This is a genomic window from Polynucleobacter sp. AP-Reno-20A-A9 (genome assembly GCF_018882085.1).
Classification (GTDB): Bacteria; Pseudomonadota; Gammaproteobacteria; order Burkholderiales; family Burkholderiaceae; genus Polynucleobacter.
The window spans coordinates 14493-37388 of record NZ_JACVPB010000017.1; the positions used below are offsets into that span (position 1 = coordinate 14493).

The 22896-nt window shown below is 43.3% G+C and carries 28 protein-coding genes; 13 read left to right on the plus strand and 15 right to left on the minus strand.

Going from position 1 to position 22896, the window contains the following annotated elements:
• Positions 1-104 precede the first annotated feature (104 nt).
• On the plus strand, positions 105-521 hold the full coding sequence (locus ICN39_RS10660) for a CHRD domain-containing protein (protein ID WP_216234086.1): 417 nt from the start codon (positions 105-107) through the stop codon (positions 519-521).
• A gap of 163 nt (positions 522-684) precedes the next feature.
• Here the strand turns inward: ICN39_RS10660 and ICN39_RS10665 are convergent, their stop codons facing one another.
• A complete protein-coding gene (locus tag ICN39_RS10665) occupies positions 685-831 on the minus strand; it encodes a hypothetical protein (protein ID WP_216234087.1) in 147 nt (48 codons plus the stop codon).
• A gap of 418 nt (positions 832-1249) precedes the next feature.
• Here ICN39_RS10665 and ICN39_RS10670 point away from each other — a divergent pair, with 418 nt between their 5' ends.
• A complete protein-coding gene (locus ICN39_RS10670; RefSeq protein WP_216234088.1) occupies positions 1250-2347 on the plus strand; it encodes an alpha/beta fold hydrolase in 1098 nt (365 codons plus the stop codon).
• 135 nt (positions 2348-2482) lie between these two features.
• On the opposite strand, the gene ICN39_RS10675 is transcribed toward ICN39_RS10670, so the two are convergent.
• The 3 genes from ICN39_RS10675 to katG all read right to left on the minus strand — a co-directional run bounded on the left by ICN39_RS10675 (position 2483) and on the right by katG (position 6718).
• A complete protein-coding gene (locus ICN39_RS10675) occupies positions 2483-3250 on the minus strand; it encodes an ABC transporter permease (RefSeq protein ID WP_216234089.1) in 768 nt (255 codons plus the stop codon).
• Positions 3240-4181, minus strand: coding sequence for an ABC transporter ATP-binding protein (locus tag ICN39_RS10680; RefSeq protein ID WP_216234090.1), 942 nt, complete (start codon positions 4179-4181; stop codon positions 3240-3242). The genes ICN39_RS10675 and ICN39_RS10680 overlap by 11 nt, the downstream gene beginning before the upstream one ends.
• Before the next feature lie 386 nt (positions 4182-4567).
• Complete coding sequence (gene katG / locus ICN39_RS10685) at positions 4568-6718, minus strand: catalase/peroxidase HPI (protein ID WP_216234091.1); 2151 nt, start codon at positions 6716-6718, stop codon at positions 4568-4570.
• A gap of 231 nt (positions 6719-6949) precedes the next feature.
• Between katG and ICN39_RS10690 the strand changes: the two genes are divergently transcribed.
• Entirely contained in the window at positions 6950-7474 is a 525-nt protein-coding gene (locus ICN39_RS10690; RefSeq protein ID WP_216234092.1) for a pyridoxamine 5'-phosphate oxidase family protein, read from the plus strand.
• A gap of 30 nt (positions 7475-7504) precedes the next feature.
• On the opposite strand, the gene ICN39_RS10695 is transcribed toward ICN39_RS10690, so the two are convergent.
• Positions 7505-7846 carry a hypothetical protein gene (locus ICN39_RS10695; RefSeq protein WP_216234093.1) on the minus strand — a complete coding sequence of 114 codons (342 nt, stop codon included), beginning with the start codon at positions 7844-7846 and terminating at the stop codon, positions 7505-7507.
• A gap of 112 nt (positions 7847-7958) precedes the next feature.
• The gene (locus ICN39_RS10700) at positions 7959-8585 is read right to left on the minus strand and encodes an SDR family NAD(P)-dependent oxidoreductase (RefSeq protein WP_370623738.1); all 627 of its coding nucleotides are present in this window, start codon (positions 8583-8585) and stop codon (positions 7959-7961) included.
• A gap of 216 nt (positions 8586-8801) precedes the next feature.
• Here ICN39_RS10700 and ICN39_RS10705 point away from each other — a divergent pair, with 216 nt between their 5' ends.
• Positions 8802-9485, plus strand: coding sequence for a cupin domain-containing protein (locus ICN39_RS10705; RefSeq protein WP_216234095.1), 684 nt, complete (start codon positions 8802-8804; stop codon positions 9483-9485).
• An 18-nt stretch (positions 9486-9503) separates the two neighbouring features.
• On the opposite strand, the gene ICN39_RS10710 is transcribed toward ICN39_RS10705, so the two are convergent.
• From ICN39_RS10710 to ICN39_RS10725, 4 genes are read right to left on the minus strand one after another with little or no spacing between them, the layout of a single operon-like run.
• Positions 9504-10082, minus strand: coding sequence for a histidine phosphatase family protein (locus tag ICN39_RS10710; RefSeq protein WP_216234096.1), 579 nt, complete (start codon positions 10080-10082; stop codon positions 9504-9506).
• Positions 10083-10085: 3 nt separating this feature from the next.
• Positions 10086-10472 (minus strand): dihydroneopterin aldolase, encoded by a 387-nt coding sequence (locus ICN39_RS10715; RefSeq protein WP_216234097.1) that lies wholly within the window; start codon positions 10470-10472, stop codon positions 10086-10088.
• A gap of 31 nt (positions 10473-10503) precedes the next feature.
• Positions 10504-11496 carry an NAD(P)/FAD-dependent oxidoreductase gene (locus tag ICN39_RS10720; RefSeq protein ID WP_216234098.1) on the minus strand — a complete coding sequence of 331 codons (993 nt, stop codon included), beginning with the start codon at positions 11494-11496 and terminating at the stop codon, positions 10504-10506.
• The gene (locus ICN39_RS10725) at positions 11489-12112 is read right to left on the minus strand and encodes an alpha-ketoglutarate-dependent dioxygenase AlkB (protein WP_216861039.1); all 624 of its coding nucleotides are present in this window, start codon (positions 12110-12112) and stop codon (positions 11489-11491) included. Before ICN39_RS10725 ends, ICN39_RS10720 begins: the two co-directional genes overlap by 8 nt.
• Positions 12113-12193: 81 nt before the next feature.
• On the opposite strand from ICN39_RS10725, the gene ICN39_RS10730 reads away from it, so the two are divergent.
• Positions 12194-12373 (plus strand): hypothetical protein, encoded by a 180-nt coding sequence (locus ICN39_RS10730; RefSeq protein WP_216234099.1) that lies wholly within the window; start codon positions 12194-12196, stop codon positions 12371-12373.
• 73 nt (positions 12374-12446) lie between these two features.
• Here ICN39_RS10730 and ICN39_RS10735 read toward each other — a convergent pair whose 3' ends face one another.
• Genes ICN39_RS10735 through ICN39_RS10745 form a run of 3 tightly spaced genes read right to left on the minus strand, consistent with a single transcriptional unit; the run spans position 12447 to position 14346 of the window.
• Positions 12447-12824, minus strand: a complete 378-nt coding sequence (locus ICN39_RS10735; protein WP_216234100.1) for a DUF4149 domain-containing protein — start codon at positions 12822-12824, stop codon at positions 12447-12449.
• Positions 12825-12842: 18 nt separating this feature from the next.
• Positions 12843-13703, minus strand: a complete 861-nt coding sequence (locus tag ICN39_RS10740; protein ID WP_216234101.1) for an oxygenase MpaB family protein — start codon at positions 13701-13703, stop codon at positions 12843-12845.
• 4 nt (positions 13704-13707) lie between these two features.
• Complete coding sequence (locus tag ICN39_RS10745; RefSeq protein WP_216234102.1) at positions 13708-14346, minus strand: LON peptidase substrate-binding domain-containing protein; 639 nt, start codon at positions 14344-14346, stop codon at positions 13708-13710.
• A gap of 130 nt (positions 14347-14476) precedes the next feature.
• Between ICN39_RS10745 and ICN39_RS10750 the strand changes: the two genes are divergently transcribed.
• Together ICN39_RS10750 and ICN39_RS10755 are read left to right on the plus strand one after the other, a co-directional pair.
• On the plus strand, positions 14477-14626 hold the full coding sequence (locus tag ICN39_RS10750; RefSeq protein ID WP_216234103.1) for a hypothetical protein: 150 nt from the start codon (positions 14477-14479) through the stop codon (positions 14624-14626).
• A 33-nt stretch (positions 14627-14659) separates the two neighbouring features.
• On the plus strand, positions 14660-15088 hold the full coding sequence (locus tag ICN39_RS10755; RefSeq protein WP_216234104.1) for a DUF2244 domain-containing protein: 429 nt from the start codon (positions 14660-14662) through the stop codon (positions 15086-15088).
• Here ICN39_RS10755 and ICN39_RS10760 read toward each other — a convergent pair whose 3' ends face one another.
• Complete coding sequence (locus ICN39_RS10760; protein WP_216234105.1) at positions 15089-15571, minus strand: DUF4149 domain-containing protein; 483 nt, start codon at positions 15569-15571, stop codon at positions 15089-15091.
• A gap of 90 nt (positions 15572-15661) precedes the next feature.
• Between ICN39_RS10760 and ICN39_RS10765 the strand changes: the two genes are divergently transcribed.
• The 6 genes from ICN39_RS10765 to ICN39_RS10790 all read left to right on the plus strand — a co-directional run bounded on the left by ICN39_RS10765 (position 15662) and on the right by ICN39_RS10790 (position 22728).
• The gene (locus ICN39_RS10765; protein ID WP_216234106.1) at positions 15662-16249 is read left to right on the plus strand and encodes an Rrf2 family transcriptional regulator; all 588 of its coding nucleotides are present in this window, start codon (positions 15662-15664) and stop codon (positions 16247-16249) included.
• 20 nt (positions 16250-16269) lie between these two features.
• The gene (locus tag ICN39_RS10770; protein ID WP_216234107.1) at positions 16270-17670 is read left to right on the plus strand and encodes an exonuclease domain-containing protein; all 1401 of its coding nucleotides are present in this window, start codon (positions 16270-16272) and stop codon (positions 17668-17670) included.
• Entirely contained in the window at positions 17671-18933 is a 1263-nt protein-coding gene (locus ICN39_RS10775; protein WP_216234108.1) for a DASH family cryptochrome, read from the plus strand.
• 73 nt (positions 18934-19006) lie between these two features.
• Positions 19007-21205, plus strand: a complete 2199-nt coding sequence (locus ICN39_RS10780) for an OsmC domain/YcaO domain-containing protein (protein WP_216234109.1) — start codon at positions 19007-19009, stop codon at positions 21203-21205.
• A gap of 17 nt (positions 21206-21222) precedes the next feature.
• Positions 21223-21918, plus strand: coding sequence for a nitroreductase (locus ICN39_RS10785; protein WP_216234110.1), 696 nt, complete (start codon positions 21223-21225; stop codon positions 21916-21918).
• Positions 21919-22155: 237 nt separating this feature from the next.
• Complete coding sequence (locus ICN39_RS10790) at positions 22156-22728, plus strand: phasin family protein (RefSeq protein ID WP_216234111.1); 573 nt, start codon at positions 22156-22158, stop codon at positions 22726-22728.
• 72 nt (positions 22729-22800) lie between these two features.
• On the opposite strand, the gene ICN39_RS10795 is transcribed toward ICN39_RS10790, so the two are convergent.
• Positions 22801-22896, minus strand: a 96-nt coding sequence (locus tag ICN39_RS10795) for an IS3 family transposase (protein WP_216233278.1), incomplete at its 5' end; no start/stop codon positions are given.

Consider the following 22896-nt stretch of genomic DNA (forward strand, 5'->3'; position numbering starts at 1 on the left):
TTCTAGGGTAGATGGGGAAGATCTGTATAAAGTGAGTGAATTGTCATGATTTTCTACCGTGGGTGTGATAGCCTGAAGTTTCGCTAAACCGATTGGAGATATAGATGAAGATTAATCATGTATTTGCTAAAGCTGCTTTGGTAATGGGTGTTGGGATTGCCTCACTTGGGGCATCAGCGCAGTCTATGAAAGTAACCCTCACTGGATCTCAAGAGGTGCCACCAGTTACGACCTCTGCATCTGGAGTGGGTGCGATCATAGTTGCACCAGATGGCTCTGTATCTGGAACTATCACTACAACGGGTATGGAAGGCACCATGGCGCATATCCACGAAGCCCCAATGGGACAAAATGGCCCAGTTATTGTTCCATTTATCAAAACCGCAGACAATGTGTGGTCAGCTCCAGCAGGTGCTAAGTTAACCGAGGCCCAGCTTCAAAGCCTTAAGAGCGGCAACCTTTATCTCAACGTCCATAGCGCTACAAATAAGCCTGGTGAAATCAGGGCTCAGCTTAAGTAACCGGTGTATGGCTGCATACTTAGCTCTAAGTCACCAAGAATTATCCAAGCCACCTTCGGGTGGTTTTTTTGGGTGCTACTTTATATAGCGCTCACAACTAAGGGCTGTGGCGATTAACGGAATAAACATCTGATCGCGCAGATGGCGAAAATCATGCAGCGCTCTAATGTCTGCGGCGTTTTTTCCATGTATAAGGCTCACCATTTGGGAATTTACCACCAGTGATGCCGTCTACTCCAAACTTACCTGCAATCTCTAGGCCGTTAAATTTAATCGTAACAAACTCACCGAGCTGCTTAGCCCATTCCATAGCTTCATCAAGGGTCTTAAACTCATACGTCTTCGAATGATGTTCTATCGTTATCACTTTAAGTTCGGCAATGTTAATGGTATAAAACTGCTCAAGAGTCTTCAGCTTAGCCTACTTTAGGAAATTTAAGTAACGGTCTCTTCATTTTCTCTGAAGGGTTGCGAGATAAGATATTTCGCTACATAAAATGTTACACATCGATAAACAAGCGCTGTAACCCCTTGAAATCTGGTTGGTTTTCTTTGAATGTCTGCTTGTATCATCCTTTGGTCCCGGGTTCAAGTTCTGGCGGGCTCATCAGAAAAGCAAACCCTCATTGGTAATAATGGGGGTTTTATATTTTGGGCCAGTACCAGGGTATGAGTAAGCAGGCATTTTGCCCCTAATGTAAGATCTTTCCATAACAAAAAGGAGACTTATGAAGATCAAATTACATTTTCTTGGCATATGTTTAGCGCTGACATTTTGCTCCACCAGTTTATTTGCCCATAAAGATGTGGAGCCAGTTCATCAAACCTATTCAGAGGGTAACTTTCCTCTTGAAAATGGATCAACAATTGAGAACTTCAAGATTTCCTACACAACACAAGGAACTTTGAATGCGGATAAATCAAACGCTATTTTGATGGTAACGGCGATTGGCGGGAATCATCATCGCATTGATTACCTTATTGGTCCTGGTAAAGCCTTAGATACTGATAAGTACTTTGTCATTTGCACCGATGCTATTGGTAATGGATTAACATCCTCCCCTTCAAATAGTCAAACACAGGCAAATGTGAGTTTTCCGGAATTCAACATCCGGGATATGGTTAATAGTCAATATCGCTTAGTCACGGAGCATTTCGGAATTACCAAGTTAGTGACAGTAGTAGGCGCCTCTATGGGCGGTATGCAGGCTTTGCAATGGGCTGTTTCTTATCCTGATGCAATGCAGTCAGTTGTTCCAATTATTCCGCTGGCAAAAACACATGCCTGGACTACGGGGGTGCTTGAAATGCTCAGACAGAGCATCATGACTGACCCAGCTTACCAGGGTGGAAAATATGACAAACCTGTTGAAAAGGGGATGCGCCTATGGGCAGGATGGTTAAGCGGAGTAATCGTCAGAACGCCTGCCTACCAGAATCAACAATTCAATACACCTGAGGCAGAAATAAACTTTATTAATAAACTTCAGGATGCCTCTTGGAAGCGTATGGATGCAAATGATTGGATTTGGCAGTCACGTGCTTATGACCGTCATGATATTGGGCAAACAAAAGGCTTCAACGGAGATACGGTTGCTGCCTTGAAATCGATTAAAGCCAAAACGCTTATTCTCGCAGGTACTGGCGACTTATTAAATCCAGAATCTGACGCTAAAGAATCGGCAAAATACATTCCCCATGTTAAATATGTTGCGATCAATGATGTGAAGCCTATGGGTCATTTATCAGGAGCGGGTGCAACGCCAAATGAAAATGATGTTCAAAATAAATCAATAAAGCAATTTTTATCGACATTAAGGAAATAAGCCTCAGGAAGATTTATTTGAAAATCGACTGAATGTCATATGGGCCGCATGGCCTGTGCATAAGGCCTGACACTTGATTAGCCTATCAGACAAATAACCCTCATCAGAAATGGTGGGGGTTATGTCTTTTGGCAATTATTTCTTAAGACGGTAACCTGTCTTGAATATCCAAATTACGGCTGCAATGGATATTGCCAAAAAGGCAAGTGTCATCCCCAGGCTTATCCAAAGAGAAACGTCCTCTATCCCATAAAAGCTCCAGCGAAAGCCGCTAATAAGGTAAACAACAGGGTTGAGCAAAGCTACTTTTTGCCAGAATGCCGGTAAAACAGAAATGGAATAAAAGCTACCGCCTAGAAAAGTGAGGGGTGTAATGATGAGTAGGGGCACTACTTGTAGTTTTTCAAACCCGTCTGCCCACACGCCAATAATGAAGCCGATCATGCTAAAGGTGATCGAGGTAACGACTAGGTAAAACAACATCCAAAAAGGATGATCTATTTGGAGTGGAACAAAAAAGGCGGCTGTAGCGAGAATGATGAGACCCAAAATAATAGATTTACTTGCGGCCGCCCCCACATAGCCAATCACAATCTCTAATGGTGAAATTGGCGCAGAAAGTAATTCATAAATGGTGCCGCTAAATTTTGGAAAGTAGATTCCAAAAGAGGCATTTGAAATGCTTTGCGTTAGGAGTGAGAGCATTATCAAGCCAGGCACAATGAATGCACCATAAGAAATGCCTTCCATCTGGGTAATGCGAGAGCCAATTGCTGAACCAAAAACAATAAAGTACAACGAGGTAGAGATGACGGGAGCAATGATGCTCTGCATTAAAGTGCGCCGAGTTCTAGCCATTTCAAATTTGTAAATGGCTTGGACGCCATAGTAATTAAACTTCATCTGTATATGCCTCAGAATTTACTAGGTTTACAAAGATTTCCTCTAATGAGCTCTGTTTAGTGTGTAGGTCTTTAAAGGCGATACCTAGATTTGATATTTTTTGCAATAGTTGGGCAATATCAATATCTTCATCTTTTGAGTCAAACCGATAGGTAAGTTCGCATTTGTCATCTGAAAGACTAAGTCCTGCTATATCTAGCTCCCTTGGAAGAGTCTCTAGTGGATTTTGTAATTCAAGGGTTAATTCTTTCTTGCCTAATTTATTCATTAAGGCTAATTTGTTGTCCACCATAATGAGTTCGCCATTTCGAATAATGCCTATGCGATCCGCCATCTCTTCGGCTTCTTCAATATAGTGTGTAGTGAGGATGACAGTAGTACCATTATTTTTGAGAATTTTGACTAAATTCCACATATCCTTTCTGAGGCTGACATCAACGCCAGCTGTAGGCTCATCTAGAAATAAAATTTTTGGTTCATGTGAAAGCGCTTTAGCAATCATGACTCGGCGTTTCATGCCACCCGAAAGCATCATGATTTTGTTATGACGTTTATCCCATAAAGATAAGTCTTTTAGGATTTTTTCGATGAAGGCTTGATTGGGTGCTTTCCCATATAGGCCCCTACTGAAGGTTACTGTATTCCACACAGTTTCAAAAGAGTCGGTGGAGAGTTCTTGTGGAACTAATCCAATTAACTCCCTGGCATCACGATAATTATCTATGATGTCTTTGCCATCGACGAATACATGACCACTACTGGAATTAACAATTCCACATATGATGCTAATCAGCGTTGTCTTCCCTGCGCCATTTTGACCCAGCAGAGCAAAGATTTCACCTTTGGATATTTCCAAATTTATGTCCTTGAGTGCTTTAAAACCGGATTGATAGGTCTTATAAAGGTGGGAGATAGATAGGATATTGTTCATATGGATTGATCATATTAGAAATTAATCAACTCTTCAGAAATCATTTTTAGCGAATTATTCGACCAACACGATTGATTCCCAAGAGCAATTCAGTTTCTTATTTACATTTACCTATTAGACGCCCTTACAGTCTTTTTGGCACAAGGTCACATCTTGATGGGCTCAAATGCCACCTTTCGCTTGCAGGCTGCCCCAATGATTATGGTCTCTGAACTGCCGATTGAATATTGGCATGCTCATTTATAGCATCCTCACTATTCTGCAATGCCTTCAGTGAGCAGGAATATTCTACAGGCGCATGAATAATAGAGGCCTCATGATTGCCTAACTTAAGGGCGATCCATTTTTCGGGGCAATGTTATTTGGATTCATTGGCGCGCAATTCATCAAAAAATATCTGCGTTCATCACTTTGACCCATGCCGCTACAAAGTCATTCACAAACTTTTCTTTGTTGTCGTCTTGAGCGTAGACTTCTGAATAAGCCCGAAGAATAGAATTAGACCCAAAAACTAGATCTACTCGTGTTGCCGTCCACTTGGTCTTTTGGGTATTGCGATCAATAAGGTCATAGCTATTTTGCCCAGTTGGTTTCCAGGAGTAATTCATATCAGTGAGATTAATAAAGAAATCATTACTCAGTGCGCCTTCTCTATCTGTAAATACCCCATGCGTTGTACTGCCGTAATTGGTCCCAATCACGCGCATGCCGCCAATCAGCGCTGTCATTTCTTGAGCCGTCAGGCCCATCAACTGAGTTCGGTCTAAGAGCAACTCTTCTGGAGTAACTGCATAGTTTTCTTTTTGCCAGTTGCGATATCCATCGGCTAATGGCTCAAGAACTTCGAATGACTCAATATCTGTCATTTCGGCAGTGGCATCTCCGCGACCTGAAGTAAACGGAACTTTGATATCAAAACCGCCTGCCTTAGCCGCTTGCTCAATGCCGATATTACCGGCGAGAACAATGATGTCGGCAATGCTGACGCCAGAGTCTTTGGAGATATTTTCATAAATACTAAGGACTCTTGCCAAACGGTGCGGTTCGTTACCTGCCCAGTCTTTTTGAGGTGCTAGCCGAATACGTGCCCCATTGGCACCACCACGCTTATCCGATCCTCGATAGGTACGGGCGCTATCCCATGCAGTTGTCACCATATCGCCAATCGAGAGATCATAGACTTTGATCTTGGCTTTTACAGATTCAATATCGTATTTCTTTGTGCCGGCTGGCACAGGATCTTGCCAAATGAGATCTTCTTTTGGTACATCTGGTCCAAAGTATCTGGCTTTGGGGCCCATATCACGGTGCGTTAACTTAAACCAAGCTTTGGCAAAGGTTTCTGAAAAATAGGCCTGATCTTTAGAAAACTTTTCTATAATTTTTCGATATTCAGGATCCATCTTCATTGCGATATCAGCATCAGTCATCATGGGCATGCAACGTATCGATGGATCTTCTACATCGACAGGCTTGTCTTCTTCTTTGATGTTGATTGGCTCGTATTGCCAAGCGCCTGCAGGACTCTTGGTAAGCTTCCATTCGTAATTAAGTAACGAGTGAAAGTAACCGTTATCCCATTGGGTTGGGTGGGCCGTCCAAGCACCCTCAATACCGCTGGTAACGGTATCCCTACCAATGCCGCGAGTTTTATGGATAACCCAACCAAGGCCTTGCTCTTCTATTGGGGCAGCTTCAGGCGCTGGTCCCAAATTGGCCGCATTACCATTGCCATGGGCCTTGCCTACGGTATGTCCACCAGCAGTAAGGGCAACTGTTTCTTCGTCATTCATCGCCATACGAGCAAACGTCACTCGAATATCATTAGCAGTTTTTAATGGGTCAGGATTTCCATCTACACCTTCCGGATTGACATAGATCAATCCCATCATGACTGCTGCTAAGGGGTTAGCTAAATCACGATCTCCTGAATAGCGACTGCCTTCACCACCACTTTTTTGTAGCCATTCTTTTTCAGAACCCCAGTAGGTGGCTTTTTCTGGATGCCAAATATCTTCGCGACCAAATGAGAATCCAAATGTTTTTAACCCCATGGATTCATAAGCGATAGTTCCAGCTAAGATCATTAGATCTGCCCAACTGACTGTATTGCCATATTTCTTTTTAAGAGGCCATAAGAGTCGGCGTGCTTTATCAAGGTTGACGTTGTCGGGCCATGAGTTCAGGGGCGCAAACCTTTGGTTGCCTGTCCCTGCACCGCCCCGTCCATCAGCAATTCGGTAGCTACCGGCGGAGTGCCATGCCATTCGAATCATCAGCCCCCCATAATGTCCCCAGTCTGCTGGCCACCAATTCTGACTAGTGGTCATCAGCTTGTGCATATCTTTTTTAAGGGTAGACACATCCAGTTTTTTTAATTCATCTCGATAGTTAAAGGACGGTCCCATGGGATTGGTCTTCGTATCATGCTGATGAAGAATATCGAGATTGAGTGATTTGGGCCACCAAGCCATTGGTGTATTGCTAGACTCTGTATTGGCGCCGTGAGCGATAGGGCATATTCCATTTGATGTCATATAGATCTCATTTCCAGATAGGTAGATGGTTGATTCATACTGTTTAGCTTACCTGATAAAGAAAATATGGTCTGTGCGCCAAGGAACCTTACTTCTTTAGCTGAAAAGACCTAAATAAGGATGCCTATAAGAAGCCCTTTTAGTTCGAATTGGCCTGAATGATCTTCAAACTAGGCGATCTGTTGGTTAGCGCACAGTTTTTTACTTGCGTTTCTATAGGATGGGAAGCTATTGAGCTTTTTCACACTTGAAGGCAAGGGGTTAGTGGCAATGGATATTACAAGCAAGGATTTATTTGATCTAGTAAGCGAATTTGATGTTGCAATGTTGGTAACCCATAGCCCCAAGGGAATTCATGCGCGACCCATGGCTATTGCGCGCCTAGATGTTGAAATGTGCGCTACTTACTTTGTGACTGACATCAATTCTATTAAGGTTGATGAAATTAATGCGAACCCCCACGCTTTGGTCACCTTCCAAGGCGCTAGAAAATATGCCTCAGTAAGCGGTGAGCTAACTGTTCTGCAAGATCGCAAATTAATTGAAGGAATGTGGAAAGAAGTTTGGAAAGTATGGTTTCCAAATGGAAAGTCTGACCCGAATATTGCTATTCTTAAATTTTCAGCCCACGAAGGGGAGTTTTGGGATAACGCGGGTATGCAGGCATTGAAATATGTTTACAGTGCTGCAAAAGCCTACCTATCTGGAAAAAGACCTGAGCCTAATGAAGAGCAGCATAGCAAGGTTGTTATTTAAAAATTGCTTTAATTTGTGCTTAGCAAACGATTAGTTTTTCACAACAAAAGAATACAGAACGCAAAGAATAGCTGCTGCAAAACCGGTGGCAATCGCTTCACCCGTAAAGCCCGCAGGATGGACAAAGTAATCAGATAAAGCTGTAGCTATGCCCGTTAAAGCTCCAGTGGTGTATTTGTTATGTAGCCAAGTTTTAGGCTCCACATAAGACATGACAACCATTACAAATCCAGCGGCAGCACCAGTACGTAATGCTATTACCCAATGCGCCCAAGTAATAATGACAAGATTTCCTTGCACCATTGCAAATAAGCAGGCCGGTACCGCTTCAGATGTACGGCGAAAAAATATGATTAGTTTTTCTTTGAACATGTCATGCCTGTCTTTTTAAGTTCTTAAGATTCAGTGAGTGTTGGTAATCTATATTAGGCTTAAAAGATGGTATCAAAATTAAAAGTCTGAAGAGTAGCTCCTAAGCCATTTTTTACCAAGGCAACTTTTCCCCAGAATAGGTCAGGAAGCTTCCAGAATCCTCTTTTCTTACATTCTCTATGACATGAAACATGTCGCAGACAGCTTCTAGAGGGTCTCTGCCTATTTGTTGGCCACGAAACGGCTGCGACAAGCCGGAGTTCACGGTACCAGGATGCAGTGCAATCAATGCAATATTAGGTTTTGTTCTAGCAAATTCTATTGAAGCTGTTTTGATGATCATATTGAGCGCAGCTTTTGAAGCCCTGTAGCTATACCAGCCCCCGAGGCGGTTGTCTTCAATGCTGCCCACCTTAGCAGAGAGTGTTGCCATGACCCCATGCTTTGGATCTAAGAGTTTTGAAAAGTACTTGATTGTTAAGGCAGGGCCAATGGTGTTGGTATTGAACATCTCGGTTAGTTGAGATGAATTCAGATCATCCAACTTCTTTTCGGGCATCCATTGTTCTGAATGCAACACACCAATAGTGTTGATGATCAGTTGAAACGGTCCTAACTCAGCCAGGCTACTTGCGGATGATTCAATAGTCTCGGGATGATGGTAATCAATTGCATGAGAGGAATTGCGATGAATACCAATGACTTTTGAGCAAGATGGGCGGCTCTCTAGTAGTTTCACAAAATGGGACCCTATAGTGCCTGATGATCCTATGACAAGGGCGTTAAATGGTTTTGGTAGCAAGCTCATAAATGCCTATAAAAGCGTTAAGTAATTTCATGTGATTTAGGAGACTTTAGCTCAGTTCTAATAAGAGCGTGCATAGCATTTATGTCTTTTATGCATCTATTTCATTTGCTTGTTATGCTTAAGCAACTATTTTATGAAAAGTAATAAATGAACATTAATGCTGATTACAGCGAGCGAATTGTTATTAACCACCATGACTTACCGTGGGCCCTTAGTCCTGAGCCTGGAGTCGAAAGACGTATGCTTGATCGCATGGGTGATGAGGTAGCTAAGGCAACTTCTATCGTGCGCTATGCACCGGGATCCCAATTCAAAACCCATAACCATGAATTTGGTGAAGAGATATTGGTTTTAGAGGGGGTCTTTAGTGATGAGACCGGAGATTATCCAGCTGGGACTTACATCATGAATCCCCCTGGCTCCTCTCATGCCCCATTTAGTAAATCTGGCTGTACACTTTTTGTGAAGTTGCGACACCTTGGTCCTGATCAAGTGGTGCGAGAGGTGGTCGACACTAAAACTGCTCCTTGGTATCAAGGTATGGTTCCAGGTCTAAATGTCATGCCGCTGATGCAGCAGGGTAGTGGCTCAACTTTGGTCCGTTGGGCGCCACAAACGTATTTCAATCCCCATAAACATTTCGGCGGGGAAGAAATATTTGTTGTGGATGGGGTATTTGAAGATGAGCATGGACGCTATCCAGCGGGCTCTTGGATCAGAAGCCCGCATATGAGTTTGCATCAACCCTTTAGCAAAGAAGGCTGCACTATTTTTGTAAAGACTGGTCATCTTTTGGAGAATGGCACTGGGAAGCAAGCTGCCTACTACTGATAATAGGCTTGATATTGACTATGGTTTTGGACTTGGGTAAATCTGATGAGATAAGTGCTGCCCATTCTTATTCACCTTGACTAAAACCATATCACCCACGTTCACTACTTTACCTGTATAGGCTTGAATGTTGACGTGGTGTGTTACCAGAATGACTGGAGCCTTATTGTTGTCGCTGAGCTTCATTTGAATTAACTGCTCAAGCTGTTTTGTTTGCTGTTTTTCAAGGCTCATATCATCAAAGAATGAGCCAATGACTGTTGAGATCTGGATAGGCCCTTTATCCAGTAGCTTGGCAGTATCGATACACCGACACCATGGACTACTAATTAAGTCTGCAGACGTTATCCCCTGCTTTTTCAGCCACTCGCCTATCAGGACTGCCTGTTTCTTTCCGTAGTCACCCAGGTTTCTTTGGGACGAGCATTGATCGATCTGATAGCCAATAGGATCACCATAGCCCGGGGCATCTGCGTGACGCATTAGGAGTACATGCTGACCATCACTTAAATCATTTGCTAAATTTGCACTTGCTGCTAGGGGTAGGAGGCTAAATAAAAGAAGTATTGCTGATGCAAAAACATGATTGAATCTCATGGCTTAGCCTCTCATTTTTGATAAATCTTCTTGGCCAATGCCTAATCTCACCCCAAGTGAGCCGCTGTTATCTCTTACTGGTGATTTTCTCAGACCAATTTCGAGGGACTGAATTTGGGGGTATACAGCACAGGCTTGAACGATTCTAGTCATCAGCCTTTCTTGAGTTTCATAATGACCATCGATCCCCAACCGCTCAATTTCCAGAACGAGTGGGTCGTAATCAAAGACATGCCTCATATTATCTTCTGCGATGAGCACTAAATTCGAATCAATCCAAAGTGTGAGATCAAGCAAATGCTCATTAGGAATAATGTCACCGTCTTTATAGCTTCCTATTTGAGTCTTTAGGCTCAAGTCCTTTAATTCGATAGATGCCGTACAAGACATATTCTGCGCCTTCGCTGATTAAATAATTTCGTTAGATGTTAATGGCGTTAGCCAGTTTTTGCCCGCTAAGCCATGCACCCTCAACCCTGCCGCCATTTAACCAATCGCCACATAGGCCTAGCTTCATAGCTGGATTCAAAATAAAGCCAGAACCTGAATTGATGGCGCCACTTGCATAGCGCCAGCGATGTATGGAGATTTCAGCATTCTCGCAATGAAGCCCCAGTTTCTTGGCGCATTCCAAAATATGGCTACTGGCAACCCCTTTATCAAGCTCAATCCATTGCTGACTCCACTGCGGGTTCGCATGAATAGTCCAGGTTTCTTGGCTGGCTCGTCCAGGCTTAGAATTGTTTCGGGAGATCCAGCTAATAATTTCATTATTGATGAAAGCCGCATCAAAAGGGATATCTGGGCATTCTGTAAATCGAGCCATTACTGTCCAGCAGCCCAACATATTTACTCCAGAGGCAAATCCATCGAGGGAGTAATCTGTTGACGTGACGAGGCTAGTTGCCTGAGGTGCGGGTATTGCCAAAATCAAATAGTCAAATGCTTGATCAATATCACCAGTTTCTAGACTGTGAATAAACCACTTCCCATTTTGTCGAAAAATTTTATCGATAGTGTGGTTAAACTGGATCGATAGGTTCTGAGCTAAATATTTCCCGGGTGAGTTCATGGCAGGGGTACCAACATAACGATGCCCATTGGAAATACTCTCTCGCCATTGATCGCCTTCATATACGAATAGACGGGGATGCCAAGCAGCCGCTACACCGGCCTTGATCCAAGCGTTAATTTCCTGAATAAATAGCGGGTCTCTCGCTGTGAAATATTGAGCCCCGTGGTCTGCGCTCCACCCTTCGCCGCTACGTGTGCTCATTCTCCCACTTGGCCCACGACTCTTTTCATAAGCGCAAACTTCAAAGCCAAGAGCTTGTAATCTGGTCGCGCAGCTCAGTCCGGCCAGACCTGTACCAATAATGCCGACGGTAGCTTTAGTGGTGGATTGATTAATCAAAGGAAATCATTTTTCTAAAAGTCAGATTAATACGTGCTTCGGATACAGTTTTGGATTTCAGTAGAGCATGATGCCAAAAATCTTGAGTTGGCGCATTCATGACCAAGACGCTACCATTCTCCAAGAAGAAAGAAATCGTTTCTTTATCTTTTTTATGGCGAAAAGCGAATTTACGTTGCGCACCAAGACTCAGTGAGGCGATGGAGGCATGTGGATCAAGTTCTCTTTCGTCATCGCTGTGCCAGCCCATGCCATCATCCCCGTCGTGATAAAAATTCAGTAAACATGAATTAAATTCACATTGAGAAATTGCCTCTACCTGATCTTTTATTAGGAGGAGATCGGGCGTCCAGGCTTGCGGCACCTTTGATACTCCAGAATACGTATAGGTGTAGTGCGGATCAGCAACCCAGGCGACTTTACGCCGGGTAGTTATTTTCTTGCCAAACATCACGAGTTGATCGGCCTCCCATTTCAAAGAGCTTTGAAGCTGACTCATGAGCTGGGCAGAGTGCAGTTCATCAAAGACCTTGGGGTGGTAATGAGCGCCCCCATCCTTTGGCAAAAGATTCAAGACGCAATCTTTAGGATCGAGATCAAATAATGGGTTTTGCATGATGAGTAAACAGGGTCAAGCACTAATTGAGTAAAAACCCTAGAATAGTCTTAATTTCAATTTCTTGAGAAGGGCGGGTGTATGAAAGCCCCAGATAAACGTTGCTGTGGCTCCGGTGTTTGCATCATTAATGATGCTGGCGAATGCTGGTGTGGACAAGTGTGGGATGGGGAAAAAATGTCTGCAGCCAGTCTAAATTTGCAAATCAAGTCAAATAAAATAAACGAGGATGAGTCAGGTAAGGCTAAACCTGAGTCCTAGGTCCCATCTTCGGGAAAATTTTGCTGGCTATATACTCAGCAGCTTGAATCTACGCAGCTTTTGATTCCTTTATTTATGATAGTTTGACCACAATATAGATAAAGGTAATTAATTGAAATAAGTTGATAGCAACGCTTGCCCCGTGTAAAAAATGAAAGCGACGACTTTGGCCTTGGTCTTTAGCCTCATTAATTTTTCCAGTGAGGTAGATAAGAGTAAAGGCAAAGAGCAGTGCACAGATTGCTAGCAAAACCTTGCTGACTCCATCGGGTGCAGTAAAAATACCAGCAGTAGTAATTAAGCCTAGGCAGGCATAGTATTTAGGAAAAAATTTCCGTACATACTTGCTGGACCATTCAACTGGGAGCACTTTAAAAACGGTTGGTGCAACGACTACGGTAAAGAAAAGCATGATGCCAATCATGCCTGAGAGTAAATAATTAGTAATCATGGTGTCTTTCTAAGTTAGCTATCCGTAGACTCTACGAAGTGAGTGGGCGGCCACCCCATCTTTGAGGGCCTCACGGACAGGTGCTGCAACTAGATCAATACTTTTTCTCACTGCAAGACGTTCAAAAAAGCTTGGGGTAGGTCTATTAATGAGTGGGTACACCCAGTCAGGAAGATTCAGATAGCCTGCGCGACTAATGAGTTTAATAAAGGGCTTGGCAGCTAGCTTGCTTGGAAAATTTTCCAGTAAATCAAAAATACTTTTTGCACGATCTCCAAAGTAAAGCTCGGGAATATAGTCTTTGATAGCTTCATTTGTATGATGGTAAGTGCTGGGTAAATCTTTTGCACCCATTCTTTCACCAAGTAATTTCATTTCTAGAAAATATTGATCTTTATCGCTTGAGCTTAATATTTCCTTTCGATAACCCTCAAATGCTTGCATAAAGCTTCTTGTCTCGGTGAGGTGAACCCAAGATAACAAATGAGGGTCTGTGGCTGAGTAAGGCCTTCCAAACTCATCAAAGCCTTTTATATTCTTATGAATCTGATTGACTTTGTCGATGATGTTGTCAGCCATTTCTGTTGAACCATAGGTGGTGGCTGCAATAAAGAAAGCCGTTCTACCTAATCTACCTTTGAGATCCTCTCTAAAACTAGAGTGGTCCCAAACTCCTGCTAGTGCTTGTGGATGAAGAGCTTGCAAGATTAGCGAGCTGATGCCGCCAATCATCATCGACATAAAGTCAGCATGTACTTTCCAGGCAATAGATTCCGGACCAAATAGGCCGCGGTCTCCTTTTGGCGTGAGAAAGGCGACTGGGGGCCCACCACCGCCCACCATCTCTCGAATCGTTTTACGAATCAGTTCATCAAGCATGGCTCTAGTGCATCTTGAGATTTCTTAAATCATCATCCTCGATAATTTCTGTAACTAGATCAAGCCTGATTCTTGGATTTGTTTGGGCGAGTAGGTGATTCTTTTGAGCTAGGGAGATGGGCAAAAGCTCGGCAAGGCGATTGGAAACCCAGCCACAGTCATCAATCTTGAAGGGCTCCTTAAACGGTGACTCCCCTAAAAGATCCTCGCTTTGGATGACTGAAATAATTTCATTCAATAAATTAACTACCCTTTGATGCTCTTGAGGGACCGGGGTAACGGGATCATTTTCGAGCAGTTCTACTTCACCAATCCATAGGCCGCTAGGTTCTTGTTGGCTGCTGAGGAGTCTAAAGCGCTGTGTGCCAACCGATTTAGTCATATATAAGGCGGGTTGGACAGGATCAAAGTCTTCAATCTGAGCCAAAGTCCCGATTTGGGAAAGAGCAGGAGGCGCAGTTTCATCTCCTTGATTTTCTAAGATGCTTACTACGCCAAATTCAGTTTTTTCACGCAGACACTTTTTAATCATGTCCAGATAGCGTGCCTCAAAGATTTTCAGGGCAATCACGCCATCTGGAAACAATACAGTTCCGAGTGGGAAAAGAGGAATTGTTCGATGAAGGGGTTCAGAAGTAGTCATTTATTCAATGTAATGGATTTAAAATTTTCTTGCTGACGCTGATCCCTCGCTGATTGCCCCCGTTTTGATCTAGGTTCAGCAATAAATGACATTTCCGTTTAAATTGAAGGCTTACCACTAGGAGATAAATATGGTCCAAAAACTTCGCATCAAACTTGCCCGCTGGATCCTAGGCAAGCATTGCCCTTGTTATCAAATGGGTTATCACACTATGGTTGATTTTCAGCAACGTAGCGCAGATCAAATAGCGAAATCTCAAGTACGTAGTAAAAATCAATAAATATTCGTAAACCACCTCTTCATTTGCTTCAGTATGAAACGTTGGCAAATGCGCAGAAATTGTGCGCTGACCCCCAGGCAGCTCCTCAAGTTCTATATTGTGCTGGTGTGTCTTTCGTTGACAGTGGGAGCCGGCTTTTTCTTGGCGGGGGTATGGGTTATTCCCATTTTTACGGCTTTAGAACTTAGTGCGGTAACGCTTGGCTTTTTAATCTACTGTAGGCATGCTCTAGATTGCGAAACGATTGAGATTGATGGCAAACGGCTTGTGGTCAAAAAATTTATTGGCTACAGAGAGCTTGTTTATGAATTTAATACCCAGTGGGCTAAGATTGAGTTGCCATCGGAGGGTTCAAAAGTATTTCATATAAGCCAATCAAATCAGCGGGTTGAGCTTGGTCAGTTTTTAAGGTCCGAACAACAATTACCCCTAATTGCCTCTGTTCGTATCCACCTCGGGTAATTAGCGATTGCTCAAGCGCCACGCAACTAAAGCACTAGAAAACAATTGGATTATTAGCAAGAGAATCACCAGCACATTTAATATCTGAAAGTAGTTTGCGAAAGGAGATAGCATGACGGGCATGCCGTCTATTAGTGCTGTTTCTCTCAGGTAATCCATTCGGGGTATTAGTAGAAAACTAACTGTTGCAATCGCTATCATCGCAATTAGCGAAGGAAGGCGGACGCTTTTGAGTGAATGCGCTCCTCTTCTAATGAGGATATTAGCAATGCTTAAGATCGCAAATGCACATCCTAAAAAGTAGTAAGAAAGATGCTGTATCACTAGGTGTCCAATCATTCCAGCTGCTTGAGAATCATTTATCAGCAAATAGACTGTCAGGTAGGATGCGATTTGAGCAATCATGCCGCCAGTCAAAATACTGGCAAGAAAACGTAGGAGCCTATGAGATAGTGGGTATTGAGTTCTGGTCACTTCAACCATAAGTTAAATAGGGTTAATTAATGCAGTGCAGCACGTTACTGAAATCAGTTTCATACTAGTCCCAATCCAATTTTTACGCTGAAAGTCCTTATGGAAGTCACTAAAGCAGTCAGAGTAGCTCTCAATACCCTTGTGGATATTGCAAGCCATTCGGCCAATGGACAGCTCGTCCCCGCCCCAGAGATTGCAAAAAGGCAGCAGATATCGGTCAGCCGTATTGAGCTATTGCTAAAACCACTCAGGGAGTCGGGTCTAGTTGTTGCAGTGAAAGGGAGGGCGGGTGGATATCAGTTATCAATGGACCCTCGAATTATCACCATCAAAGACATTGTTCTCGCAATGAATAAAATTAAAAAGAGAAAAGTAGAGGTGTCGGATATTGCTAAAGACCTTTATCAGTCTCTTGAAGCTTACATGATGAGCTGCATCTCCAATGTGACCCTGGCGTCAGCAATCAAGGATTACATTCCACGTTTTAGTGATGTACAAACTGCTCCAGAGAGAAGGTCTTATCCACCAGTAGAAAAGTCAGTCACTATTAGGGAAGAGAAAAAGAAAAAAGGGGAGTCTCAAAAGGTCATCAAAACAACCTTTAAAAAAATTGAGGATGTCCCGCGTGGCCCGAATTCTATTTTCAGCTTTGCGGACTACTTAAATAAAGGCTCAACAGCAAACTGAATCAATTTAATGCTACTAGCATGAAAGATAAGCGTAGCCCTTACCCAGATTTAGCTTTTGTTGATATCGAAACCACTGGATCTCATTTTGATCGTGATCGTATTACTGAGATTGGGATCAAGACCTTAGCTGGCAATGAGCTGCAGGTATGGGAAAGGCTGATAGATCCACAAACCTTTATCCCCCAGAATATTCAAAGACTGACCGGCATATCGCCAGCAATGGTTCATGGTAAGCCTTGTTTTTCTGAGCTTGCTGCTGAGCTAAAAAAAGAGCTTGAGGGAAAAATTTTCGTTGCTCACAACGCTCGCTTTGATTATGGCTTCATCAAGGCCTCGTTTAAGAGGGTCGGAATTGACTTTAAGCCGAAAGTTTTATGCACCGTCAAACTATCTCGATTGCTCTTCCCAGATCAACCTCGTCATAACCTTGACACTATTATTGGCGCTCACGGGCTAAAGGTAAGCGCTAGGCATCGCGCATTGGGAGATGCTGACTTATTGCTTCAATTTTGGCGTATTTGCGAGTCAAGGTTTGGGCAGGAAAAATTGAATGAGGCAATAAATCAGCTCATTGGTAATGCCAGCCTTCCTGCAAACATCGATCAGAATTTAATCGACTCCATACCCGATAGCCCTGGTTGCTATATTTTTTATGGGGAGAATAAGACCCCTCTCTACATCGGTAAAAGTATTTCCTTGCGCAGTAGGGTGATGGGGCATTTTCAGGGGGCATTAACGCAACGCAAAGAAATGAAACTCTCTTTGCAGGTTCGCGATATTGATTGGATCGAAACCAGCGGAGAGCTTGGCGCTCTAATACTGGAGTCAAGGTTGATAAAAGAGCGCATGCCCTCCATGAATATCAAGCTACGTAGATCTAAGGATTTATGCGCATGGAGCTTGGTGGAGGATTCAACTGGAGTGCTTACCCCTACCTTGGTCACTCATAATCATTTGCAGCCTGGGTTGCAGGATAACCTTTATGGTTTGTTCTATAGCAAGCGAGAAGCGCATTCATACTTAAAGGCAATAGCTAAAAAATATCACTTATGTGAAGCATTACTCGGCCTAGAGAAGCGTATTGAAGGTAAGTCTTGCTTTGGATATCAGGTTAAGCAATGTGGTGGTGCGTGTCTAAATCAAACGCCCATTCATTTGCATAATTTACAGTTAAAAACCGCTTTGGAACTTTTTAGGGTACAGGTATGGCCTTATTCTGGTCCTATTGCCATAAGGGAGGGCGGTGAAATGATTGTGCTTGATAAGTGGTGCTATCTGGGGACCGCTATTAATCAAGATGAGCTTTATGAATTGGCGGAATCTGGTGAGGCTGAGTTTGATCTTGATATCTATAAGATCGTCAAAAAAGCACTCTTAGGACCCTACAGGAATCAAGTGATTTCGGTCGGTGTGCAATAAGTGAAGACGGTCATCTACTGGTTTAGAAATGATCTTCGCCTGGAAGATAACCCGGCATTCTCACAGGCCTGTAAGGACGCTGAGCATCTTTTGCCTATTTACATTCATCAGCCTAACTTAGAAAAAGATACCCCATGGGGATTTCTTAGGGTTAGTGAGCAGCGTAGGATATTTTTGGAGCAGTCTTTACAGGAATTGCGTGCCCAACTAAGCAATTTAGGGTCGGAACTATTTGAATTGACTGGCGATCAATTAAATGTGTTTGAGAGATTGCGGGTGCAGATTGATGTAGAGGCCATTTATTTTGAGCACATAGAGGCGCCTGAAGAGTTGGAACAAGTGGCCCTATTAAGGAATGCCGGCTTTCGCGTGTATTCCATTTGGCAATCGAGCATGTTAGACCCCCAATCCCTGCCATTTGCATTACAAGAAATGCCAGATATCTTTACCCAATTTCGCCAACAAGTCGAAAAGCAGAAACTCAGATTCGCTAGGCCTTTAGAAGCGCCCAAGAGCATCCCGCCACTGCCATCAATAGAGATGTCTTCCGTTGAACAAAACGCTTTGAATCATCAATCTCAGGAATGCTTATTTCAGGGTGGAGAGCGGGCTGCACACACTCACATCCGGCGATATTTTGAGCGTCGTTTGCCTGATACCTATAAGCAAACGCGTAATCAGTTAATGGGCATGGATTACTCCAGTAAGTTCTCACCATGGCTGGCTTTGGGATGTTGCTCGGCAAGAACGATTGCAAAACAGTTGTCGGAGTATGAGGTTCGCTATGGAGCAAACGACGGAAGCTATTGGCTTTGGTTTGAGCTTCTCTGGCGAGACTACTTCCGCTTTTTACATTTTAAGTTTGGTAAAAAGCTTTATTACTCTAGAGGTTTGAGTAAGAATCCAAGCAATCCATTTGATAGCAAGCAATTCATTCAATGGTCATCTGGTAAGACTGGTGAGCCACTCATCGATGCCGGTATGCGTGAATTACAAAGGACTGGATACCTATCGAATCGCCTGCGTCAAGTTGTGGCGAGTTATTGGATTTATGACATGAAGGGTGATTGGCAAGCGGGCGCTGCTTGGTTTGAGTCTCAATTGATTGACTATGATGTTTATAGCAATCAAGGAAACTGGCTATATATTGCCGGTAAAGGCACGGATCCGAGAGGAGGCAGACCTTTTAATGTGTTCAAGCAAACTCAAGACCATGATCCAGAGGGCATATATCGTCGAATATGGCTTGATTCAGTTTTATAGCCATTCTTCAGATTAGTGTTGAGATGGATAATGACGCATACATCAATTTTTACTCTATTTTGGAATTATCCCCATGGAAATTAAAGTCAACTTTCTCGATAAACTTCGTTTAGAAGCAAAGTTCGATGACTTCACAGTTATTGCTGACCAGCCGATTCGCTATAAGGGTGACGGTTCTGCGCCTGGGCCTTTTGATTACTTCTTGGCTTCGTCTGCCTTATGTGCGGCTTACTTTGTAAAGCTGTATTGCGATACTCGAAATATTTCTACTGAGAATATCCGTCTCTCACAAAATAATATTGTTGATCCAGAAAATCGCTACAAACAAATCTTTAAAATTCAAGTTGAGCTGCCGGCCGATATTTCAGCAAATGATCAACAAGGTATTCTGCGCTCAATTGAGCGTTGTACGGTTAAGAAGGTAGTGCAGGAGGGTCCCGAGTTTGTTATTGAGCAAGTTGCCAATCTTGATGCTGATGCGCAGAGTCTATTGACTTTAAAGCCTGACGTTAGCGCTAGTACTCATATTCTTGGAAAAGATCTGCCGCTAGAGCAAACGATTGCCAATATGTCAGGTCTCTTGGCCAATCTGGGAATCAAGATTGAAATTGCTTCGTGGCGTAACCTGATTCCCAACGTTTGGTCACTGCATATACGCGATGCCCACTCCCCAATGTGTTTTACCAATGGCAAGGGTGCAACAAAAGAAAGCGCTTTGGCTTCTGCCTTGGGCGAGTACATAGAGCGTTTGAGTAATAACCATTTCTATGCTGGCGCCTACTGGGGTGAGGATATGGCTAATGCAGAGTTTGTGCATTACCCTAATGAGCGTTGGTTCAATTCTGGCAAGAAAGATGCATTGCCAGCAGAAATTTTGGATGAATACTGCCTGAATATTTATAACCCAGATGGCGAGTTGCGCGCTTCACATTTAGTGGATACGAATTCCGGCAATGCAGAGCGCGGTATCTGCTCATTGCCTTATGTACGGAAATCTGATGGTGAGGCGGTGTATTTCCCGTCTAACCTCATTGAAAATCTGTTCGTCAGCAATGGGATGAGTGCTGGCAATACCTTGGCTGAAGCGCAGGTGCAGTGCTTGTCGGAGATTTTTGAGCGAGCAGTGAAGCGTGAAATTCTGGAGGGTGAAATTGCTTTACCGGATGTGCCGCATGAAGTGCTCGCGAAGTATCCCGGCATTCTGGCCGGTATTCAGAGTCTTGAGGAGCAAGGCTTCCCAGTATTAGTTAAAGATGCATCCCTCGGCGGCGTCTATCCAGTGATGTGCGTTACCTTAATGAACCCAAGAACAGGCGGTGTCTTTGCCTCTTTTGGCGCTCACCCAAGTCTTGAGGTTGCTTTAGAGAGAAGCTTGACTGAGCTCTTGCAAGGTCGCAGCTTAGAGGGCTTGAATGATCTGCCACCACCCACCTTTGCCAGCGAGGCCGTGACTGAGCCCAATAACTTTGTAGAGCACTTTATTGATTCCAGTGGCATCGTATCTTGGCGTTTCTTCAGCGCCAAATCGGATTATGAATTTGTAGAGTGGGATTTCTCTAGCAAGGGTGAGGATTCGAATACCAAAGAGGCTGAAACTTTATTTGGCATTCTGAAAGAGATTGGCAAAGAGGCTTATGTAGCTGTTTATGACCAGCTAGGCGCAACCGCTTGCCGAATATTGGTACCAGGATATTCTGAGGTTTATCCAGTTGAAGATCTGATTTGGGATAACACCAACAAGTCTTTGCTGTTCCGCGAGGACATTCTCAATCTATCTCAGCTAGATAATGCCAGCTTAACTGCACTTCTGGATCGCTTAGAAAATAATGAGCTCGATGAGTACGGTGACATTGCTACACTAATTGGCATTGAGTTTGATGAGAATACCGTTTGGGGTCAACTTACTGTGTTGGAATTAAAGCTGTTAATTCATCTTGCCCTCAATCGATTTGATGAGGCGCATGAACTAGTCGGTGCATTTCTTCAGTACAACGACAATACGGTAGATCGTAAGCTGTTCTATCAAGCGCTAGATGCTGCCCTTGAAGTTCATCTGGATGATGAATTAGAGATGTCAGACTATGAATCTAATTTCCGCCGTATGTATGGCGATGCCAGGATGGATGCTGTATTAGGCTCAATCAATGGCAGTGTTCGTTTCTATGGTTTAACGCCAACAAGCATGAAGTTAGAGGGCTTAGACAGGCATCATCGTTTGATCGATAGCTATCGTAAGCTACATAAGGCAAGAGCTAGTAGCGCTAAATCTTAATAAAGCCAGGGATCTTCATGAAGACATTAACTGCTGCTGAGGCAATTACCTCACGTATGTCGGTAAGGGCATTTACAAAAGAGGCCGTCTCAAAAGAGATCATCCTCAAGCTGCTCGATATCTCTGCAAGAGCGCCCTCAGGTACGAATACCCAACCTTGGAAAGCCTATGTTGTAGAAGGCAACGCACTTGAGGATTTATGCAAAAAGGTATGCACTACTTATGACAGCATTGCGCTCAATCCCGAGTTGGCAAAAGAATATCAATCCGCATATGACTATTACCCTAGCAAATGGTTTAGTCCATATATAGATAGACGTCGTGAAAATGGTTGGGGCTTGTATGGTTTATTGGGAATTACTAAAGGCGATAAAGACAAGATGCATGCGCAGCATCGAAAAAACTTTGAGGCATTTGGTGCGCCAGTTTGCATCTTCTTTACTATCGATAAGGAGCTTGGCAGGGGCTCGATGCTTGACTATGGAATGTTTTTGCAGAATATGATGATTGCAGCTAGAGGTGAAGGTTTAGATACCTGCCCGCAAGCGGCATGGAATGACTATGCGAAGATCATCCTGCCATGCATCGGTGCGAAAGAGAATGAGATGCTTGTGTGCGGTATGGCACTAGGGCATGCCGACAAAAACGCGTTAGTGAATAGTTTCCACACCCCCAGAGTAAGCGCGGAAGAATTTACTACCTGGGTAAAGTAGGGGGGGGGGCTACCCTTTATTGCTAATGATCTTTGGAAGTTTCTAACTAATTCTCCTAAAAACTATATGGGAAAAATAGAAATGAATTGCCCAATAAACCCGATTTCAAGGCTTTAAATGGGGTTTTAGAAAATATATGTTGCTTTGCAACAAAAATATCTTGCTTTTGGAAAATGGCGATCTTAAAATGGTGCATCGCAATAAAAAATCCACATTTACTTAAAGTTAGGATAAATCATGTTTCAAAACCAATTAAACGACCAACTCGCTTCTGCACAAGCCAAAGCAATCGAAACTGCTAAACATTTGGCACAAGTTGCTGTTGAAAGTGCACAAGAATTAGCTGAAATCAACCAAGCTGCCGCTAAAGATGCTTTAGTTGCTGCTCAAGATACAAGCTCACAATTGTTGGCAATCAAGGATCCACAACAATTAGCTAAATTAGCTCAGCCAGAAGCTGCTCAAGAAGCCGCTAAATATGCTGCTGCTTACCAAGCTAAAGTAAACCAAGTAGTTCGTAACGGTAACAAAGAAGTTGCCCAAGTAGTTGATGCCTCTATCGATGACGCACGTGCTGATTTGGTTAAGTTTGTTAAAGAAGCTACTAAAACAGCTCCTGCTGGTTCTGAAGCTTTTGTTTCTGCATTCAAAACTGCATTTGATTCTTCACTTCAACAGTTTGACCAAGTTCGCGCATCTGCAACTGATGCATTTGCTAACTTTGAGAAGAGTGTTGATGCTGCTTTGGCAAACATTCAAGGTCAATACGCTGTTGCTAAGCCAGCTGCTAAAAGCCGTAAAGCTGCTTAATTAACTGAACAGTTAATTTTGTTGTTAAAAAAGCCACCTTCTGAACTGACCCCCAAAAGTTGGACAGTTTAGTTAGGTTAGCACGAGGGATTGAGTTCGGTAATTTACCGGGCTCAGTCCCTTTAGTTTTTGCTTAATTCGATCATGGTTGTAGTAGTGGATATATTC

What these genes read in the sequence shown, in the direction of transcription:
- ICN39_RS10660 (WP_216234086.1), top strand. Translation starts at nt 105, where the DNA reads ATGAAGATTAATCATGTATTTGCTAAAGCTGCTTTGGTAATGGGTGTT.
- ICN39_RS10680 (WP_216234090.1), bottom strand. Translation starts at nt 4,181, where the DNA reads ATGAACAATATCCTATCTATCTCCCACCTTTATAAGACCTATCAATCC.
- ICN39_RS10760 (WP_216234105.1), bottom strand. Translation starts at nt 15,571, where the DNA reads ATGGTTGAAGTGACCAGAACTCAATACCCACTATCTCATAGGCTCCTA.
- ICN39_RS10755 (WP_216234104.1), top strand. Translation starts at nt 14,660, where the DNA reads ATGAAACGTTGGCAAATGCGCAGAAATTGTGCGCTGACCCCCAGGCAG.
- ICN39_RS10710 (WP_216234096.1), bottom strand. Translation starts at nt 10,082, where the DNA reads ATGAGATTCAATCATGTTTTTGCATCAGCAATACTTCTTTTATTTAGC.
- ICN39_RS10675 (WP_216234089.1), bottom strand. Translation starts at nt 3,250, where the DNA reads ATGAAGTTTAATTACTATGGCGTCCAAGCCATTTACAAATTTGAAATG.
- ICN39_RS10725 (WP_216861039.1), bottom strand. Translation starts at nt 12,112, where the DNA reads ATGCAAAACCCATTATTTGATCTCGATCCTAAAGATTGCGTCTTGAAT.
- ICN39_RS10750 (WP_216234103.1), top strand. Translation starts at nt 14,477, where the DNA reads ATGGTCCAAAAACTTCGCATCAAACTTGCCCGCTGGATCCTAGGCAAG.
- ICN39_RS10705 (WP_216234095.1), top strand. Translation starts at nt 8,802, where the DNA reads ATGAACATTAATGCTGATTACAGCGAGCGAATTGTTATTAACCACCAT.
- ICN39_RS10785 (WP_216234110.1), top strand. Translation starts at nt 21,223, where the DNA reads ATGAAGACATTAACTGCTGCTGAGGCAATTACCTCACGTATGTCGGTA.
- ICN39_RS10670 (WP_216234088.1), top strand. Translation starts at nt 1,250, where the DNA reads ATGAAGATCAAATTACATTTTCTTGGCATATGTTTAGCGCTGACATTT.
- ICN39_RS10715 (WP_216234097.1), bottom strand. Translation starts at nt 10,472, where the DNA reads ATGTCTTGTACGGCATCTATCGAATTAAAGGACTTGAGCCTAAAGACT.
- ICN39_RS10745 (WP_216234102.1), bottom strand. Translation starts at nt 14,346, where the DNA reads ATGACTACTTCTGAACCCCTTCATCGAACAATTCCTCTTTTCCCACTC.
- ICN39_RS10740 (WP_216234101.1), bottom strand. Translation starts at nt 13,703, where the DNA reads ATGCTTGATGAACTGATTCGTAAAACGATTCGAGAGATGGTGGGCGGT.
- ICN39_RS10665 (WP_216234087.1), bottom strand. Translation starts at nt 831, where the DNA reads ATGGAATGGGCTAAGCAGCTCGGTGAGTTTGTTACGATTAAATTTAAC.
- ICN39_RS10735 (WP_216234100.1), bottom strand. Translation starts at nt 12,824, where the DNA reads ATGATTACTAATTATTTACTCTCAGGCATGATTGGCATCATGCTTTTC.
- ICN39_RS10770 (WP_216234107.1), top strand. Translation starts at nt 16,270, where the DNA reads ATGAAAGATAAGCGTAGCCCTTACCCAGATTTAGCTTTTGTTGATATC.
- ICN39_RS10780 (WP_216234109.1), top strand. Translation starts at nt 19,007, where the DNA reads ATGGAAATTAAAGTCAACTTTCTCGATAAACTTCGTTTAGAAGCAAAG.
- ICN39_RS10695 (WP_216234093.1), bottom strand. Translation starts at nt 7,846, where the DNA reads ATGTTCAAAGAAAAACTAATCATATTTTTTCGCCGTACATCTGAAGCG.
- ICN39_RS10765 (WP_216234106.1), top strand. Translation starts at nt 15,662, where the DNA reads ATGGAAGTCACTAAAGCAGTCAGAGTAGCTCTCAATACCCTTGTGGAT.
- katG (WP_216234091.1), bottom strand. Translation starts at nt 6,718, where the DNA reads ATGACATCAAATGGAATATGCCCTATCGCTCACGGCGCCAATACAGAG.
- ICN39_RS10790 (WP_216234111.1), top strand. Translation starts at nt 22,156, where the DNA reads ATGTTTCAAAACCAATTAAACGACCAACTCGCTTCTGCACAAGCCAAA.
- ICN39_RS10730 (WP_216234099.1), top strand. Translation starts at nt 12,194, where the DNA reads ATGAAAGCCCCAGATAAACGTTGCTGTGGCTCCGGTGTTTGCATCATT.